At 69.5% G+C, this 16,210-nt stretch carries 15 protein-coding genes; 12 read left to right on the top strand and 3 right to left on the bottom strand.

What is annotated here, in order from left to right; genetic code table 11:
• Positions 1–83: 83 nt before the first annotated feature.
• Complete coding sequence (gpmA, locus tag TSH58p_RS24965) at positions 84–845, bottom strand: 2,3-diphosphoglycerate-dependent phosphoglycerate mutase (RefSeq protein WP_109070981.1); 762 nt, start codon at positions 843–845, stop codon at positions 84–86.
• 225 nt (positions 846–1,070) lie between these two features.
• Here gpmA and TSH58p_RS24960 point away from each other — a divergent pair, with 225 nt between their 5' ends.
• Together TSH58p_RS24960 and TSH58p_RS24955 are read left to right on the top strand one after the other, a co-directional pair.
• The gene (locus TSH58p_RS24960) at positions 1,071–1,349 is read left to right on the top strand and encodes a helix-turn-helix domain-containing protein (RefSeq protein ID WP_236778250.1); all 279 of its coding nucleotides are present in this window, start codon (positions 1,071–1,073) and stop codon (positions 1,347–1,349) included.
• 12 nt (positions 1,350–1,361) lie between these two features.
• Positions 1,362–1,703, top strand: coding sequence for a hypothetical protein (locus tag TSH58p_RS24955; RefSeq protein ID WP_040134552.1), 342 nt, complete (start codon positions 1,362–1,364; stop codon positions 1,701–1,703).
• A gap of 15 nt (positions 1,704–1,718) precedes the next feature.
• Here TSH58p_RS24955 and TSH58p_RS24950 read toward each other — a convergent pair whose 3' ends face one another.
• Positions 1,719–1,916, bottom strand: coding sequence for a Nif11-like leader peptide family natural product precursor (locus TSH58p_RS24950; RefSeq protein WP_109070982.1), 198 nt, complete (start codon positions 1,914–1,916; stop codon positions 1,719–1,721).
• A 209-nt stretch (positions 1,917–2,125) separates the two neighbouring features.
• A complete protein-coding gene (glgX, locus tag TSH58p_RS24945; protein ID WP_109070983.1) occupies positions 2,126–4,411 on the bottom strand; it encodes a glycogen debranching protein GlgX in 2,286 nt (761 codons plus the stop codon).
• A 570-nt stretch (positions 4,412–4,981) separates the two neighbouring features.
• On the opposite strand from glgX, the gene TSH58p_RS24940 reads away from it, so the two are divergent.
• The 10 genes from TSH58p_RS24940 to infA all read left to right on the top strand — a co-directional run bounded on the left by TSH58p_RS24940 (position 4,982) and on the right by infA (position 16,162).
• Complete coding sequence (locus tag TSH58p_RS24940; RefSeq protein ID WP_109070984.1) at positions 4,982–7,132, top strand: ATP-binding protein; 2,151 nt, start codon at positions 4,982–4,984, stop codon at positions 7,130–7,132.
• A gap of 113 nt (positions 7,133–7,245) precedes the next feature.
• Positions 7,246–8,538, top strand: a complete 1,293-nt coding sequence (locus tag TSH58p_RS24935) for a pentapeptide repeat-containing protein (RefSeq protein ID WP_109070985.1) — start codon at positions 7,246–7,248, stop codon at positions 8,536–8,538.
• Positions 8,539–8,578: 40 nt separating this feature from the next.
• On the top strand, positions 8,579–9,028 hold the full coding sequence (locus tag TSH58p_RS24930) for a hypothetical protein (protein ID WP_109070986.1): 450 nt from the start codon (positions 8,579–8,581) through the stop codon (positions 9,026–9,028).
• 119 nt (positions 9,029–9,147) lie between these two features.
• Entirely contained in the window at positions 9,148–9,897 is a 750-nt protein-coding gene (gene hisG, locus TSH58p_RS24925; RefSeq protein ID WP_247874124.1) for an ATP phosphoribosyltransferase, read from the top strand.
• Positions 9,881–11,188: a histidinol dehydrogenase gene (hisD, locus tag TSH58p_RS24920; RefSeq protein WP_109070987.1), complete on the top strand. Its 1,308-nt coding sequence runs from the start codon at positions 9,881–9,883 to the stop codon at positions 11,186–11,188. The genes hisG and hisD overlap by 17 nt, the downstream gene beginning before the upstream one ends.
• On the top strand, positions 11,185–11,667 hold the full coding sequence (locus TSH58p_RS24915; protein WP_109070988.1) for a UPF0262 family protein: 483 nt from the start codon (positions 11,185–11,187) through the stop codon (positions 11,665–11,667). The genes hisD and TSH58p_RS24915 overlap by 4 nt, the downstream gene beginning before the upstream one ends.
• 16 nt (positions 11,668–11,683) lie before the next feature.
• Positions 11,684–12,145: a low molecular weight phosphatase family protein gene (locus TSH58p_RS24910; protein WP_109070989.1), complete on the top strand. Its 462-nt coding sequence runs from the start codon at positions 11,684–11,686 to the stop codon at positions 12,143–12,145.
• Between the two features lie 135 nt (positions 12,146–12,280).
• Positions 12,281–14,587 (top strand): hybrid sensor histidine kinase/response regulator, encoded by a 2,307-nt coding sequence (locus TSH58p_RS24905; RefSeq protein ID WP_109070990.1) that lies wholly within the window; start codon positions 12,281–12,283, stop codon positions 14,585–14,587.
• A gap of 110 nt (positions 14,588–14,697) precedes the next feature.
• A complete protein-coding gene (locus TSH58p_RS24900) occupies positions 14,698–15,801 on the top strand; it encodes a lytic transglycosylase domain-containing protein (protein WP_109070991.1) in 1,104 nt (367 codons plus the stop codon).
• 142 nt (positions 15,802–15,943) lie between these two features.
• A complete protein-coding gene (infA, locus tag TSH58p_RS24895; protein WP_014198195.1) occupies positions 15,944–16,162 on the top strand; it encodes a translation initiation factor IF-1 in 219 nt (72 codons plus the stop codon).
• Positions 16,163–16,210: the final 48 nt, after the last annotated feature.

Below are 16,210 nucleotides of genomic sequence, written 5' to 3'. Positions count from 1 at the left end.
CGGAACGTCCGTTGTAAGCGCACCCCCCTCACCCTGACCCTTTCCCCGGAGGGGAGAGGGGATAGAAGAGAGGATTCATCGAATTACGCCGCGGCGACGCCGCTGGGACCGCCGTCCTCCCGGCGGGTCCAGGTGATCTCCTCCGTCCCGCCGCCTTCGGTCAGGAAATAGCGGCGCAGCGGGACCAGGTCGGCGCCCAGCTCGTAGACCAGCGGGCGGCTGGTCGGGATTTCGAACAGCGGGATGTCCTGGTCGGGCACCTTGTCCAGATGCTTGACGAGGCCGCGCAGGCTGTTGCCGTGGGCCGACACCAGCACCCGCGCGCCCAGCCGCAGGGCGGGGCAGATGCCCTCCTCCCAGAAGGGGATCACCCGGTCCGTGGTGTCCTTCAGGCTTTCGCCGCGGGGCAGGTTGGCGCGGCCGATCCCGGCGTAACGGCGGTCCGACACCGCGGAGCACGGGTCCTCGGGCTCGACGGGCGGGGGCGGGACGTCCCAGCTCCGCCGCCACAGGAAGACCTGATCGGCGCCGTGCCGGGCCGCCGTCTCCGTCTTGTTCAGCCCCTGGAGCGCGCCATAATGGCGCTCGTTCAGGCGCCAGTGCTTGTGCACCGGCAGCCACATCCGGTCCATCTCCTCCAGCACGATGTCGAGCGTCCTGATCGCCCGCTTCAGGACGGAGGTGAAGGCCACGTCGAAATCGAACCCGGCCTGCTTCAGCAGGCCGGCGGCGTGGCGGGTTTCGGCCACCCCCTGTTCGGTCAGATCGACGTCGGTCCAGCCGGTGAACAGATCCGAGCGGTTCCAGACGCTCTGACCGTGCCGCAGCAGCACGAGCCGATGCATGGTCCCTCCTCCTGACGTGACGGTGTCTCCTTCCGGGAACGGGAGGGCGGGGGGAAGGGTTCCGGCGGGGGCGTCACAAATGGCGCGGCTTTATGTCAATTTGGAAACGCACGCGACACATTCGGACAACAAATGCGGGGTAACCTGCGGAGCAGGCGAAATTATCCGCCCGGCGCGTGCGCAGCCGGACTGCGACGCCGAGCCAACTTGCGTTCCGAGGCCGCCATGCAGCATCATGACCTCCTCTCCAGGACCGTTTCGACCGATCGGGACATCACCCTGGAGGCGCTTCGTGTGTTCACCTACCTGAGCCGGCGGCTCCATTTCGACCGTCCCGTGCCGGTGCTCCAGTCCGAACTGGCTGACGCGCTCGGCATGCAGCGGCCCAATGTCAATCGGGCCATCAAGCTGCTGGAAACCAAGCAGATCCTTCTGCGGGATTCCAAACTGGGGCGTGCGATCACGTTCCGGTTGAACCCGGAACTGGAGGGCGGCCGGGCCTGAAACTGGTCCGGAATGATTTTCGAAACGCGTCACCTTGTCTTCACGAACTCGGCCCTCAAGAAAGCCTTCGGCTGGTACCAGAAGGTGCCGAATCAGACCGATCTTCCGTTGGGCCTGATCGCCTCCGTCGTTCCGAAATCGGATGGAGGCGTGGTGGTCATGGTGCAGCAGGGGGCCGCGAAGGTGCGGGACGTCGCCTTCATGCCCAGCAAGACGCTCGGCATCCTCCTGCTGTTCTGCCGCCGCCAGAAAATCCCGATCCCGCGCGACGCCGACAAGGACATCTTTCAGTCCGACGACGGGATCATGCTGACGATCCGCGGCAGTTGCAGCACGACGGCGCCGCCGCCGTGACCGCGTCGCTCGCGGTCAGTCGGACCCGCAGGCGGCGGGCCGGGCCACGGCCAGGGGAATGTCCGCCTCGGTGAAGCGAAACCCGTGGCCGGCGGCGAAATCCACCAGATCGCCCAGGGTCAGCAGGCCGCGCGACGCCCGCCGCAGCGCCGCGCGCAGGGCCGGGTCGGCCTCGGTCGCGACCAGGAATCGGATGTAGTCGCCATGACACATGCCCAGACCCCCTGGATTCCCGGCGGCTGCCCTTCGCTTCGAGGCGCGGAAACGAGGACAATGCTGCGTTGCGGACACAAGCAATGGTTCGATGCGGATAGTTCGCTGCCTTGATATCGCCTATTTGCCTAAAATTGTATATATAAACAGCGAGGAACGGTGCGGCGTCCTGCCGCACCGTTCGCGATGGACCGTTCAGGCCCCGGTGGTCACTCGCCCGGCTGCTGCACCGTCTCGGCCGGGCTGGCGCCGGACGCGATGCTGTCCGGCGTGATGGCCGCGACCGGCTCGCCCGGCCCCGAGGCGGCGCGCAGGGCCCGCGCGGCGGCCTTCAGCCCCATGTCGGAGCGGCGGTCGGGCATCAGCTCGAACAGCAGCAGCGACCGCCCGTTGACCGGGATCTCGTCGCCGGTCTGGGCGGTGGCGACCTCCAGCCGGTCGGGCTCGGTGGTGTCCACCAGGGTCAGCCAGCGGCTGCCGCCGGAAACCTCCGGCAGCTTGAAGGGCACCACGTCGTGGTAGGCGTTGATGATCAGCAGCAGCGTGGCGTCCGACGCCGCCTTCTTGATGCCGGTGGCCTGCGCCCGCCCGTCGAGCAGCATGCCCAGGCAGCGCGCCATGGGGTCCTGCCACTGCTCGGTCGTCTTCTCCTCGCCGGCCGGGGTGATCCAGGTGAGGTCCTTCACCTCCAGGTCGGGGTTGTAGGCGCCGGTGAAGAAGCGCCCGCGCCGCAGAAGCGGATGGCTCTGCCGCAGCCCGATCAGGTGGCGGACGAAGTCGGTCAGCGCCCAGCCCTCGTCGCTGACGCCTTCCCAGTCGATCCAGCTGATCTCGTTGTCCTGGCAATAGGCGTTGTTGTTGCCGTTCTGGCTGCGGGCGAACTCGTCGCCGGCCAGGATCATCGGCGTGCCCTGGGACAGCAGCAGCGTGGCCAGCAGGTTGCGCATCTGGCGGAAGCGCAGGGCGTTGATCTCCGGATCGTCGGTCGGCCCCTCCGCCCCGTGGTTCCAGGAGATGTTGTGCGAATGGCCGTCGCGGTTGTCCTCGCCGTTCGCGTCGTTGTGCTTGTCGTTGTAGGACACGAGGTCGTGCAGGGTGAAGCCGTCATGGGCGGTGACGAAGTTGACGCTGGCCCAGGGCTTGCGCCCACGCCGGTTGAACACGTCCGCCGAGGCGGCCATGCGGGTCGCCAACTCGGGCAGCTTGCCCTCGTCGCCCTTCCAGTAGGAGCGCACGGTGTCGCGGAACTTGTCGTTCCACTCCGCCCAGCCCGGCGGGAAGCCGCCGACCTGATAGCCGCCGGGGCCGCAGTCCCACGGCTCGGCGATCAGCTTGACGCGCGACAGCACCGGGTCCTGGCGGCAGGCGTCGAGGAAGCCGCCGCTGTGGTCGAAGCCGTAGGTCTCCCGCGCCAGGATGGTGGCGAGGTCGAAGCGGAAGCCGTCCACATGCATCTCGGTCACCCAGTAGCGCAAACTGTCGGTGACCATCTGGAGGACGCGCGAATGCACGAGGTTCAGCGTGTTGCCCGTGCCGGTGTCGTTGATGTAGTAGCGCGGGTCGGGCGCCAGCCGGTAGTAGGAGGCGTTGTCGATGCCCTTGAAGGACAGCGTCGGCCCCATCTCGTTGCCTTCGGCGGTGTGGTTGTAGACGACGTCGAGGATGACCTCGATCCCGGCGTCGTGCAGGCGGGCGACCATCTCCTTGAACTCGTGGATCGCGCCGGTCGCCATGTAGCGCGGGTCGGGCGCGAAGAAGGAGATGCTGTTGTAGCCCCAGTAGTTGCGCAGCCCCTTTTCCAGCAGATAGCGGTCGTCCACGAAGGCGTGGACCGGCAGAAGCTCCACCGCCGTGACGCCCAGCGAGCGGATGTACTCCACCACCTCCTGCTGGGCGAGGCCGGCGAAGGTGCCGCGGTACTGCGGGGGCACCGCCGGGTGCCGCATGGTGTAGCCGCGCACGTGGGTCTCGTAGAAGATCGACTTCTCCCAGGGGATCGCCGGGTGCCGGTCGTGGCCCCAGGTGAAGGCCGGGTCGATCACCACGCATTTCGGCATGCCGGGGGCGCTGTCGCGCCGGTCGAAGGACAGGTCGCCGCGCGGCGAGCCGACACGGTAGCCGAAATGCGCGTCCGACCAGCGCAGCGGCCCGACCATATGCTTGGCGTAGGGGTCGAGCAGCAGCTTGTTCGGGTTGAAGCGGTGGCCCGCCTTGGGCTCGTACGGCCCGTGCACGCGGTAGCCGTAGACGGTGCCGGGACGGGCGTCCGGCAGATAGCCGTGCCACACCTCATCGGTGTATTCGGGCAGCTCGACCCGTTCCAGCTCGCGGCGTCCATCCTGGTCGAACAGGCACAGCTCCACCTTGGTGGCGTTGGCGGAAAACAGCGCGAAGTTGACGCCAAGCCCGTCCCATGTGGCGCCGAGAGGGTAGGGAAGACCTTCCCGGATGCGGGACTGGCGGAAAACCTTAGGAGCGAACGGCGGCTTCTTCACGGTTGAACCTCGTGTGGGCGCGTTGCGGCATGAAGCAGCACAGGAACGCGCAGACCGCCCGGGTGATCCCGTCATCGGCACAATTTCCGATGAATGCCGGAGCCTCGACTCCCGGCCGAACCGCTTTTGCAACCCTTCACCCAAAGAGTGGGTTCGGTATGAGCATGGTCATAGTCGTCATGGCGGGTCGCGCCGATAACTATCGCATGCTATCATCGGTTCCAGACAATAAAGGCAAATAAACTTCTGGGGGATGTCCGGGAGCTTTCCGACAAAAGGCTGAGGAAGCGGGTGTAACGCAAATGACAACTTTCGTCTTTCCATGCCGTCGCCGGGTCTTCATGGCTGAAGATGCGGAAAGATCAATGAAGGGCGGGTCCGGCGGCCATTCCTCTACGGTCTTTTCGACTCAGGCGCGCATTGCTGTCCGGCGACACGCGAACCATTGAATTCGATCCGCAAACATCGATCATCGCCGCAGGCACAGGCTTCGCCGGTGTCCCGCGGCATCGTGCATCCGGCGGGCCGGCGACGTCGTTCCCGCTCCGCCTCACCAAGACGCCCCCGCCCATGATCCGGCTCTCGGTCAACGCCCTGCTGAACTTCCACCCGAAGGCCATCCTGGCAGCCATCGTCCTGGTGATGACGCTGCTGGGCGGGGTGGCCTGGGGGGCGCTGTCGCTGGTCGATTACGTCAGCACGCTCGACCGGGCCGAACGCGGCACCCGGCAGGCCGCGGCGTTCCTCGAAGGCCACGCCGACGCGGTGCTGGACGGCGGGGCCGCCGCCCTGGCGCGGGTGGCCGACCGGTTGGAGACGGGCGGGTTGGCGTCGCTCCCCGATCACGCCCTGGGGGAGGCGCTGGCGGCGTCGCGGTTCGGCGCTCTGTCGATCCTGGACGCCGGCGGCCGGACGGTGTTCGGCCCCTCGATCCACCCCGACGGCGGCATCGCCAGCCTGTTCCAGGGGGCGGATGGCGGCCTGGAGCTTCTGCACGGGCAGGTGGACGGGCTCGATTCCATTTTGATGGTCCGCCGCATCCTGGGACGCGGGGGCCTCCTGGAGGGGGCGGTCCTGCTGGCGCTTCCCTCCTCCAGCCTGCACACCGTGCTCGACGTCTTCGGCGACGGGCGGCACAGCGTCGCCGGGCTGTTCCGTTTGGACGGCACGCGGCTGGCCGGCATTGGAGGCACCGGGGGCGACGCCGGGATCGGCCCGCTTCCCGCGCTGGAGCCGGGGGCGGAGAGCGGCGACGGCGACTGGAGCGTCGCGGGGGAGGGCGTGGTCATCGGCCTGAAGCGGATGCGCGACTTCCCGGCGGTGGCGGCGGTCGCCCTGCCGCGCAGCATCGTTCTGGAGCCGTGGAGCGGCCGCCTGCAGCACGGTTTCATGATGGTCGGCGTCAGCGTCGTCGCGCTGTTCGGGCTGGCCGCGCTCGGCTGGGCCAGCCTGCGGCGCGAGGCGGCGGCCCGCGACGCGCTGCGCGACGCCAACGCCCGGCTGGAGCAGCGGGTGGAGGAGCGCACCGCCGACCTGCGCTCCCTCAACCAGAAGCTCGTCCGCGCCCTGGCCGAGAAGGAGCGCGCCAACCAGGCCAAGGCCCGCTTCCTGTCGGCGGCCAACCACGACCTGCGCCAGCCCTTCCAGGCGCTGCGCCTGTTCCACCATCTGCTGATGGAGCGGCTGAAGGAATCGCGCGAGCGCTCCATCGCCGAGAAGATGGGCGAGGCGCTGGACAGCGGGGAGAAGCTGCTGCACGCGCTGCTTGAGGTCGCCACGCTGGACGCCGGGGTGGTCCGTCCGAACATCGCCGACGTGCCGGTCGCCGCCGTCCTGAACGGCGTGGCGGCGGAATTCCGGGGACTGGCGGCGGACAAGAAACTGGATTTGCGCGTGCGCGGCTGCGCCGCCATGGTGCGCACCGACGCCACCCTGCTGACGCGGATGCTGGGCGACCTGCTGCGCAACGCCATCGCCTACACCCCGGCGGGCGGTGTGGTGGTCGGCTGCCGGCGGCGCGGCCAATGGCTGCGCATCGAGGTGTGGGACACCGGCCCCGGCATCGCGGCGGAGCATCTGGACGCCATCTTCGAAGACTTCGTGCAGTTGGGCAACCCGGAGCGCGACCGCCGCCGCGGCCTGGGGCTGGGGCTTCCCAAGGTGCGCCGCAAGGCCGCGCTGCTGGGCCACGCGGTGGAGGTCCGCTCGCGCCCCGGCCAGGGGTCCGTCTTCTCCATCATGGTCCCGCTGGCGGCCAGCGAATCGCGGACGGACGCGGTGGCTCCCGCCCCCGCCGGCCGTGCGGAGGACCCCGACACCCGCCTGATCCTGATCGTCGAGGACGACCCGGTGCAGAGCGCCGGGATGCAGCTCCTTCTCGAAAGCTGGGGGCACGACGTGCTGGTGGCGGCGGACGGGCCGGCGGCGCTGGCGGCGCTGCGCGCGGCACCGCGCTGTCCGGACGTGATCCTGTCGGATTTCCGCCTGCCGGGTCCGCTGACGGGGGCCGAGACGGTCACCCGAGCGGCGGAACAGGAAGGGCGCCCCATCCCCGGCATCATCCTGACCGGCGACACCGCCCCCGAACGCATCCGCGAGGCGGTGGCCGCCGGCTGCCGCCTGCTGCACAAGCCCGTCACCCCCGATGTGCTGCGCGACGCGCTGAACGCCCTGGGTACGGAGCGCCAACCGATCCGCCACAGCCAGCCGTCCGCGGCCTGAAAGGCGATCCGCGCCGTCCGTTGACGGGAAGAATTTCCTATCGCGGGCTGCATTAATCATTCGTGAAGGCCGCAAAGGGTAGTCTGAAACCGTGATCGGAGGCGAACACGGCCATGCAGCAGCGTCCTCTCACCCGCCTGGATCAGGTCCAGCTCGATGCGGTGGTGCGCCGGCACGAGATGTTCCGCAACGCCCGCATCGGCGGGGCACGGGCGACGCTGTCCTTTTTCGACCTGAACGGGCTCGACCTCGCGGGGCGTGACCTCGCCCACGCCGACTTCGTCGGGGCCAGCCTGCGCGGCGCCAATCTGGCCGGGGCGCGGCTCGACTGCGCGTCGATGTTCGCCACCGACCTGCGGCTGGCCAACCTGGAGAACGCCAGCCTGATCAAGGCGGACCTGCGCGGCGCCTGCCTGCGCGGCTCCATCCTGATCGGCGCCAACCTGTTCGAGGCCGACCTGCGCGACGGCTCGCTGGCGGAAAAGGACCGCGACGGCAGCCTGCGCATCATCAAGGTGGAGTCCCAGCCGACGGAGGCGTCGGGGGCCGACCTGTCCGGCGCCAACCTGACCAACGCCCGGCTGTCCGGGGCCATGGCCATCCACACCGACTTCACCGACGCGCTGATGCGCGGGTGCAAGCTGGTGCGCGCCACCATGCGCGGGGCCAACTTCACCGGATCGAACCTGGAGGGAGCGGACCTGTCGGGGGCGGACCTGCGCGGCGCCTGCCTGCGCGGCGCGGTGCTGACCGGCGCCACCATGGTCATGACGGAACTGGCCGACGCCGACATGGAGGACGCGCTGACCGACGATCCGGTGGGCCGTGTCGTCGCCGAACTCGGGCGCCCGCTGGACGAGCTTCTGCACGACCACATCCGCTGGGTCGGGTCGAGCGGGGCGGAGGGAACGGCGCTCGACCTGTCGGGCTTCGACCTGCGCCACGCCCCGTCGCTGGCCCACACCTGCCTGACCATGCTGCGGGCGGTCGGGGCGACGCTGTATGGGCTGGACCTGACCAACGTGCAGCTCCAGGCCGCGGTCCTGGAGAAGGGCGATTTGCGGCTCGCCAAGCTGGTGGGCGGCGACCTGCGCGGCGTGAACCTGCGGCTCGCCAAGCTGAACAACGCCGACCTGCGCAAGGCCAACCTGCGTCCGCTCTACTTCGACGAGAGGCGGTCGATGCAGTCCGACCTGTCGGGCGCGCGGCTGCGCTACGCCGACCTGCGCGGCGCCTGCCTGCGCGAGGTGAATTTCGCGGGCGCCGACCTGTCCTTCGCCAACCTGTCCGGCTGCGACCTGACGAAGACGGACCTGACCAACGCCCGCATGTTCGGGGCGAAGCTGGACCGGCGCTCTCTGTCCGATGGCGCCATTCTCGACGGTGTGGCGGGGCTGAAGCTTTAGGGCTATATCTGCTGCGGATTTCCTGCTGGAGTGCTGTCCCATGTCCGGGCGCGTCGGTGCGGTTTGCGGTGGCGTGGTGTTCGGTCTGGTGCTGGCGGCTGGGCTGACGGTTCCGTCCGGTCCGGCGCAGGCGCGGTCGTCGGTGTTCCTGTCCTTCGGGGGGCCGGTCTATCCCGACCATCCGCCGCCCCACCGGCATTTCCACGGCTATCCGCCCCCGGTCTACGGGCCGCCGGTCTATGTGGTGCCGGCCCCGCCGCCGGTGGTGTACGTGCAGCCGGCGCCCGTCCCGGCCCCGCCGCCCGCGGTGGTCTTCACCGAGCCCGCGCCGGCTCCCATCGCCGCCACCCCGACCGGCCCGGCCTACATGGCCCGCAACGGCCAGCTCTGCCGGGAATACCAGACGACGGTGATGATCGGCGGCCTGGCGCAGCCCGGCTACGGCACCGCCTGCCGCCAGCCGGACGGAAGCTGGCGGGTCACCAACTGACCGGTTGCCCCGCCCGTCGCCGGGCAAAGCCGTTCTGCGCCGCACTATGCCTCCTAAGACCGTGACGGCGGCGCGGAATGTGGTATATCCGGGCAGCGGTTCAGCCCGAGGAGAGTTCTTTGCCCGCCGATACCCGTGCTTTTGGCGCGCCGGCGCCCAGCACGCCGACCGATGCGCCGTCCGCAACGGCGCCCTTCGACGCGCCGGCCGGTCAGCCGCTGGTTCTGGCTTTGCCCAAGGGGCGCATCCTGAAGGAGCTGCGCCCGTTGCTCGCCCACGCCGGCATCGAGCCTGAAGCGGCGTTCGACGACGCGGACAGCCGGCTCCTGCGCTTTGCGACCAACATCCCGAATCTCAGCATCATCCGCGTCCGCTCCTTCGACGTGGCGACCTTCGTCGCCTTCGGCGCCGCCCATCTGGGCGTGGCCGGCAACGACGTGCTGATGGAATTCGACTATCCGGAAATCTACGCGCCGCTCGACCTCGGCATCGGCAAGTGCCGCCTGTCGGTCGCCGAACCCGTCGAACTGGGGGAGAGCGACGATCCGTCGCGTTGGAGTCACGTGCGCGTCGCGACCAAATACCCGGAGGTCACCAGGAAGCATTTCGCGGCGCGCGGGGTGCAGGCGGAGTGCGTGAAACTGAACGGCGCGATGGAACTTGCCCCGACCCTCGGCCTGTGCCGCCGCATCGTCGATCTGGTGTCCACCGGCTCCACGCTGAAGGCGAACGGGCTGGTGGAGATCGAGCACATCGCCGACGTCACCTCCCGGCTCATCGTCAACCGGGCCGCTTTCAAGACGCGGCCCGAGGAAATCTCCGGCTGGATCGACCGCTTCCGGGAGGCTGTGAATGCCCGTCAGGCTTGATGCCCAGGACCCCCGCTTCGCCGAGGGCTTCGAGGGGCTTCTCCACGCCAAGCGCGAGACCAGCGAGGACGTGCAGGCCCTGGTCGCCGGCGTCATCGAGGAGGTGCGCAGGCGCGGCGACGCGGCGCTGATCGACTACACCGCCCGCTGGGACCGCCAGACGCTGACCCCCGCCACCCTGCGCATCTCCCAGGAGGAGGTGGACGCGGCGGTGGGCAAGTGCGGCGACGACCTGCTGCGCGCGCTCGACACCGCGGCGGAGCGCATCGAGAGCTTCCACCGGCTCCAGGTGCCGGAGACGACCGACTACCGCGACGCCCAGGGCGTGCGGCTGGGCGCCCGCTGGACGGCGGTCGGGGCCGCCGGCCTCTATGTGCCGGGCGGCACGGCGTCCTACCCCAGCTCCGTCCTGATGAACGCGCTGCCGGCCAGGGTCGCCGGGGTGGAGCGCATCGTCATGGTGGTGCCGACTCCGGACGGGGCGATCAACCCGCTGGTGCTGGCCGCCGCCAAGCGCTGCGGCATCACCGAGATCTACCGCATCGGCGGCGCCCAGGCCGTGGCTGCGCTGGCCTACGGCACGGAGACCATCGCCCCGGTGGACAAGATCGTCGGACCGGGCAACGCCTTCGTCGCCGCCGCCAAGCGGCTGGTCTACGGCACGGTGGGCATCGACAGCATCGCCGGCCCGTCGGAGATCCTGGTGGTCGCCGACAACCGGAACGACCCGGCCTGGATCGCCATGGACCTGCTGTCCCAGGCGGAACACGACACGTCCGCCCAGTCGATCCTGATCACCGACGACCCGGCCTTTGCCGACGCGGTGGCGGCGGCGGTGGACAAGCATCTGGAGACGCTGCCGCGCGCCGCCATCGCCGGGGAAAGCTGGCGGGAGCACGGCGCCATCATCGTGGTGCGCGACCTGCTGGCCGAGTCGCCGGCCCTGATCGACCGGTTGGCGCCGGAACATCTGGAACTGGCGGTGGAGGACCCCGACGCGCTGGCCGCGACGGTGCGCAACGCCGGGGCGATCTTCCTCGGCCGCTACACGCCGGAAGCCATCGGCGACTATGTCGCCGGTCCGAACCACGTCCTGCCGACGGCGCGCTCCGCACGCTTCTCGTCCGGCCTGAACGTGCTGGATTTCATGAAGCGGACGACCTTCGTCGCCTGCGACGCGGACAGCGTGAAGGCGATCGGCCCGGCGGCGGTGACGCTGGCCCGGTCGGAGGGTCTGGACGCGCACGCGCTGTCGGTGGCGCTGCGCCTGCCGGGGGGAGGTCAGGGGTGAGCACGAAGGGCAACCGCCGCATCGTCCATGTGACGCTCGACGAGAAGACCGTGATCCGGCGCAAGCCGGAGGTGGAGCACGAGCGCGCGGTTGCCATCTTCGACCTGCTCGAAGACAACGAGTTCTGCCCTTGCGACCACGCCGACTGCGGCCCCTACCATCTGCATCTGTCGATCGAGGACAACCGGCTGGTCTTCGACGTCCGGCGCGACGACGACAGCGCGCTGGACAAGATCACCCTGCCGGTGACCGGCTTCCGGTCCATCGTCCGGGACTATTTCCTGATCTGCGAAAGCTACTATCAGGCGATCAAGCGCTCCACGCCCTCGCAGATCGAGGCGATCGACATGGGCCGCCGCGGCCTGCACAACGAAGGATCGGAGATGCTGCGCGAACGGCTGGCCGGAAAGGTCGAAATGGATCTCCAGACGGCGCGTCGGCTGTTCACGCTGATCTGCGTCCTCCACATCCGCGGCTGACGGGGTCGGGCGGCGCATGGCCCCGGTGCTGCAACCGCTCCCCGTGACGAGCGTGTTGTTCGCCTGCACCTACAACATGATCCGCTCCCCGATGGCGGCGGCGATCATGCGGCATTTCCACGGCACGCGCGTCTATGTCGATTCGGTCGGCGTGCGCGAGGGGGACGAGGTCGATCCCTTCGCCGTGGCCGTGATGGAGGAGATGGGCATCGACCTGTCGCGCCATCGCTGCCGCAGTTTCGAGGATCTGGAGGACACGAACTTCGACCTGATCGTGTCGCTGTCGCCGGAGGCGCAGCACCGCGCCATCGAGATGACCCGCACGATGGCCTGCGAAGTGGAGTTCTGGAACACCTTCGACCCGACGCTGGTGGACGGCAACCGCGAGGCCATGCTGGACGCCTACCGCAAAGTGCGCGACGGGCTGCTGGGCAAGATCAAGGAGCGCTTTCCGCTGTCCCGCGGTCCGACGGTGTGATCATCCGCGGGATCGGGGCTTGCCTTCGGGGAAGTTCTTTTTCAAGGTTGGGTTGAGGTGCTATTGAGATGAGTCATCGAATGACGTGCGCTTCTCCTCCTAGACTCTAGCGGCCCCTGAGAGGTTCTCCGCCTGATGCTCGCCGGTTTGCCGTCCCGCCTGTCTCGTGTCACCGGCCTGCGGAGTCTCCGGCTGCGTCTGATGGGCGTCGTTCTGGCGTCCCTCGCCCTGCCGCTGGCCGGGGCGCTGTACTTCTTCGACCAGCAGCTCGATCAACGGCTGAGCAGCGCCCGGGAGCTGGCGCGGCACCTGACCGAGGACGGGGTGGAGCGCCAGCGCGACCTGATCGGCGAAGCGCGCAACCTGCTGAGCGTCCTGGCGCTGGTGCCGGCGGTCCGCGATGCCGCCCACGGCAACACCGACGCCTGCGTCGCCACGCTGGCGCCGATGCCGCGGCAGCACCGCTGGACGACCGGCGTGTGGGTGGCCGACCCGAACGGCCTCCTCATCTGCGACACGACCGGTCCCGGTTCCGGGATCAGCCTGCGCGAGCGCGAGTATTTCCAGCGGGCGCTGGACACAAAATCCTTCGTGCTGAGCGAGGTGGTGATCGGCAAGCGCTCGGGGAAGCCGCTGATCCTGGCGGTGCAGCCGGTGCTGGTGAACGGCGAGGTCGAGCGGGTGCTGGGCGTCGCCATCGATCTCGCCTGGCTGACCGACCTCGTGAAGGTGACGAAGCAGGACGACGCGCGCATCCTGGTGCTGGACCGCCGTGGCGTGCTGATCGCGCGCCAGCCCGATCCGGAGGGCTGGGTCGGGCGCAGCCTGGCGGAATTCCCGCACATCCGGCGCATGCTGGCCGAAAGCAGCGGCGCGTTCGAGGGCGAGAGCGCCGACGGGCTGAACCGCATCTGGGCCTTCCGCCATTCCCCGGAAACCGACACCGTCTTCGCCGTGGGCATGCCGACCGGGCCGATCGTCGCGGACGCCCAGCGCGACCTGCTGCGCGGGCTGGTCCTGCTCGGCATCGCCGGGCTGCTCAGCGTGGCGGCGCTGTGGTCGCTGCTCCATGCCTCGGTCCTGCGCTGGATGCGCGTTCTCAGTCAGGCGGCGACCCGGATCGGCGCCGGCGACGTCGGGACCGTGGTGGAGGCCCGAGGCGCGCCCGACGAGATCCGGCTGGTCGCCAACGCCTTCAACGACATGTCGGGCCGGCTGAAGCGGCGCGAGCAGGAGCTGCGCGCCGCCATGGAGGAGGCCCGCGCCGGCAGCCGCGCCAAGGAGGACTTCCTGGCGACCATGAGCCACGAGATCCGCACGCCGATGAACGGCGTGATCGGGTTCGCCGACATGCTCCTGGAGACGCCGCTGACGGCGGAGCAGCGGCGCTACGCCTCCCAGGTGCGGGAGGCCGGGCGCTCCCTGCTGACCGTCATCAACGACGTGCTGGACCTGTCGAAGCTGGAGGCGGGCAAGCTCGATCTGGTCTGCGTGCCGTTCCGGCTGGACGATCTGGCCGACCGCTGCCAGGCCATCGTGCGGCTGGCCGCCGAGCAGAAGGGGCTGGAGATCCACACCTCCGTCTCCGCGGCGGCGCGCGGCTATGTGCTGGGCGATCCCGACCGGGTGCGCCAGATCCTGCTGAACCTGCTGGGCAACGCGGTGAAGTTCACCGACACCGGCAGCGTCCGCCTGACCGTGAAGGCCATGGGCGACGAGTCCGGCCCCCGCCGCTACACCTTCACCGTCAGCGACACCGGCATCGGCGTGCCCGAAGACCGCCAGCCCGAACTGTTCCAGCGCTTCAGCCAGCTGGATCGCGGACGCGGCGGCACCGGGCTGGGGCTGGCCATCTGCCACCGTCTGGTCGAGCTGATGGGCGGCGAGATCGGCGTGGAGAGCCGTCCCGGCGTCGGCAGCACCTTCTGGTTCAGCCTGCCGCTGCAGCCCGCCAGCGCCCCGGAACGGGACGACCATGACGGCGGCGCCCCGCATCACCACCAGCCGTCCAGCCGCGGCGCGCGAATCCTGCTGGCCGAGGATCTGGCGATGAACCGCGATCTGGTCATCGCCATGCTGACCCGGGCCGGGCACCATGTGGATGCCGTGCCCGACGGCGCCGCCGCCGTGACCGCGGTGCAGGAGCGCGCCTACGATCTCGTCCTGATGGACGTGCAGATGCCGGTGATGGACGGGCTGGAGGCGACGCGGCGCATCCGGGCGCTGCCCGGCGCGATGGGCCGCATCCCGATCCTGGCGCTTTCGGCGGGCGTGCTGGCCGTGGAGGTGGAGCGCTGCCGTCAGGCGGGGATGGACGATCATCTGGCCAAGCCCTTGGAGAAAAACCGTCTTCTGGCCGCCGTCGATCATTGGAACGGCGAGGGGCGGCGGACCGACATCAACGCCGGCCCCGCCCGTCTGGCCGACACGCCGGCCGATTGAACCCCCCGCGGCGATCCCGGGCAATGATTAAGAAAAATTAAGGCCTTTGTGCTAAAGCTGCGCCGAAGGGTTCCGCGATGGCGGTTCCGGTTTGACGGTTCCGGTGTTCCATGAAGGTCGCGCTGCCTCCACTCGCCCCGCTTCCCGAGCGCAAGCCGGATGTTCCCGCGTCGCCGTCCTCCACCGGCGCCGCGTCGGGCGTGTCGTTCCAAAGCGCGCTGGCGGAAGTCCAGCCGCTTCCCCGCGGGCGGCTGGCCAACGGGCAGAAGGCGCCGCCCCTGCCGACGGCGAAGCCGGAGGCGCCGATCCAGCTCGCCGATGGGACCCGCGTGCCCTTTCCCGTCCGCAAGCCCGATGCCGTTCCCGGCGCCGCCCCTGGTGGCACCGCGACGGCCGCCGCCGCGTCGGGGACCCAATCGACGGTGATCGGCGCCGCCCTGGCGAACAGCCCCGCCGCCGGGCGGGTGGTTCTGGCGGCCCAGCAGGTCGCCGGCCTGTCGGGCCACAGCTTCACCGCCATCCTCGCCCAGGCGACCCAGGAAAGCGGGCTGGACCCGGCGGCCCGCAACCGCTCCAGCTCCGCTGCCGGCCCGTTCCAGTTCCTGGAGCGGACCTGGCTCGACCTGTTCCGCCGCCATGGCTCCGCCTACGGTCAGGGGGAACTGGCGGGCGCGATCCAGAGCCGCAACGGCATCCCCTCGGTCAAGGACCCGGCGGTGCGCCGCCAGATCCTGGCGCTGCGCCACGACGTCGACCTCTCCGCCGGCATGGCCGCGCGCTACCTGTCCGAGGGGCGCGACCGGCTCGAGGAGCGGTTGAAGCGCCCGGTTTCGGAGACCGAGAGCCGCATCGCCTATGTGCTGGGCGTCGGCGGGGCCGCCAAGCTGATCCGCGCCGCCGAGTCGTCGCCCAGGGCCGCCGCCGCGGAGCTTCTGCCCACCGCGGCGCGGAGCAACCGGGGCCTGTTCTACGACCGCGCGTCGGGCCGGGCGCTCACCGCGTCGGAGACCGTCGCGCGGCTGACGCGGCGCATGGACACCGACCAGAAGGAGATGTTCGAGCGCATCGCGCAGGCCGCGGAACCCCGCGTCCGGCTCGACGGCGGCCCCTCGCCGCTCAGTTCTTTCCAGTCGGCGGCGCTCGGCGGCACCGCGGGCATGGACGCGGACGGCGCGTCGGAGTATGAAAACGGCGACGGAACCCCGCTCGGCTGAACCGCCGGCTGTTTCCGTCCCATCTGGAAGGCTTTGGCCAACCCCCACGCCGGAGGCTCACCGCCCCCGGTGGAATCCCCCTTGACCGGGCGGCTTCGGGAGGTCAGTTATTGCCTCGAAACTGTTACGGACTTAAGGGGCTATGGCTAAGGAAGATCTGATCGAGTTCTCCGGAACCGTCGTCGAGCTGCTGCCGAACGCGATGTTCCGTGTGAAGCTCGACAACGAGCATGAAGTGCTGGCGCACACCTCCGGCAAGATGCGCAAGAACCGCATCCGCGTGCTGGCCGGTGACCGCGTCAACGTCGAGATGACGCCCTACGACCTGACCAAGGGCCGGATCACGTTCCGGTTCAAGTGATTGAACCGGTTTCCCGCGTTGAACCGGTTTCCACCGTCGGCCATCCTC

Origin of the sequence: Azospirillum sp. TSH58, assembly GCF_003119115.1 — a bacterium.
Taxonomy (GTDB): Bacteria; Pseudomonadota; Alphaproteobacteria; order Azospirillales; family Azospirillaceae; genus Azospirillum.
The sequence above is the reverse complement of the archived record's forward strand: the minus strand, read 5'-3'. Positions and strand labels throughout refer to the sequence as shown.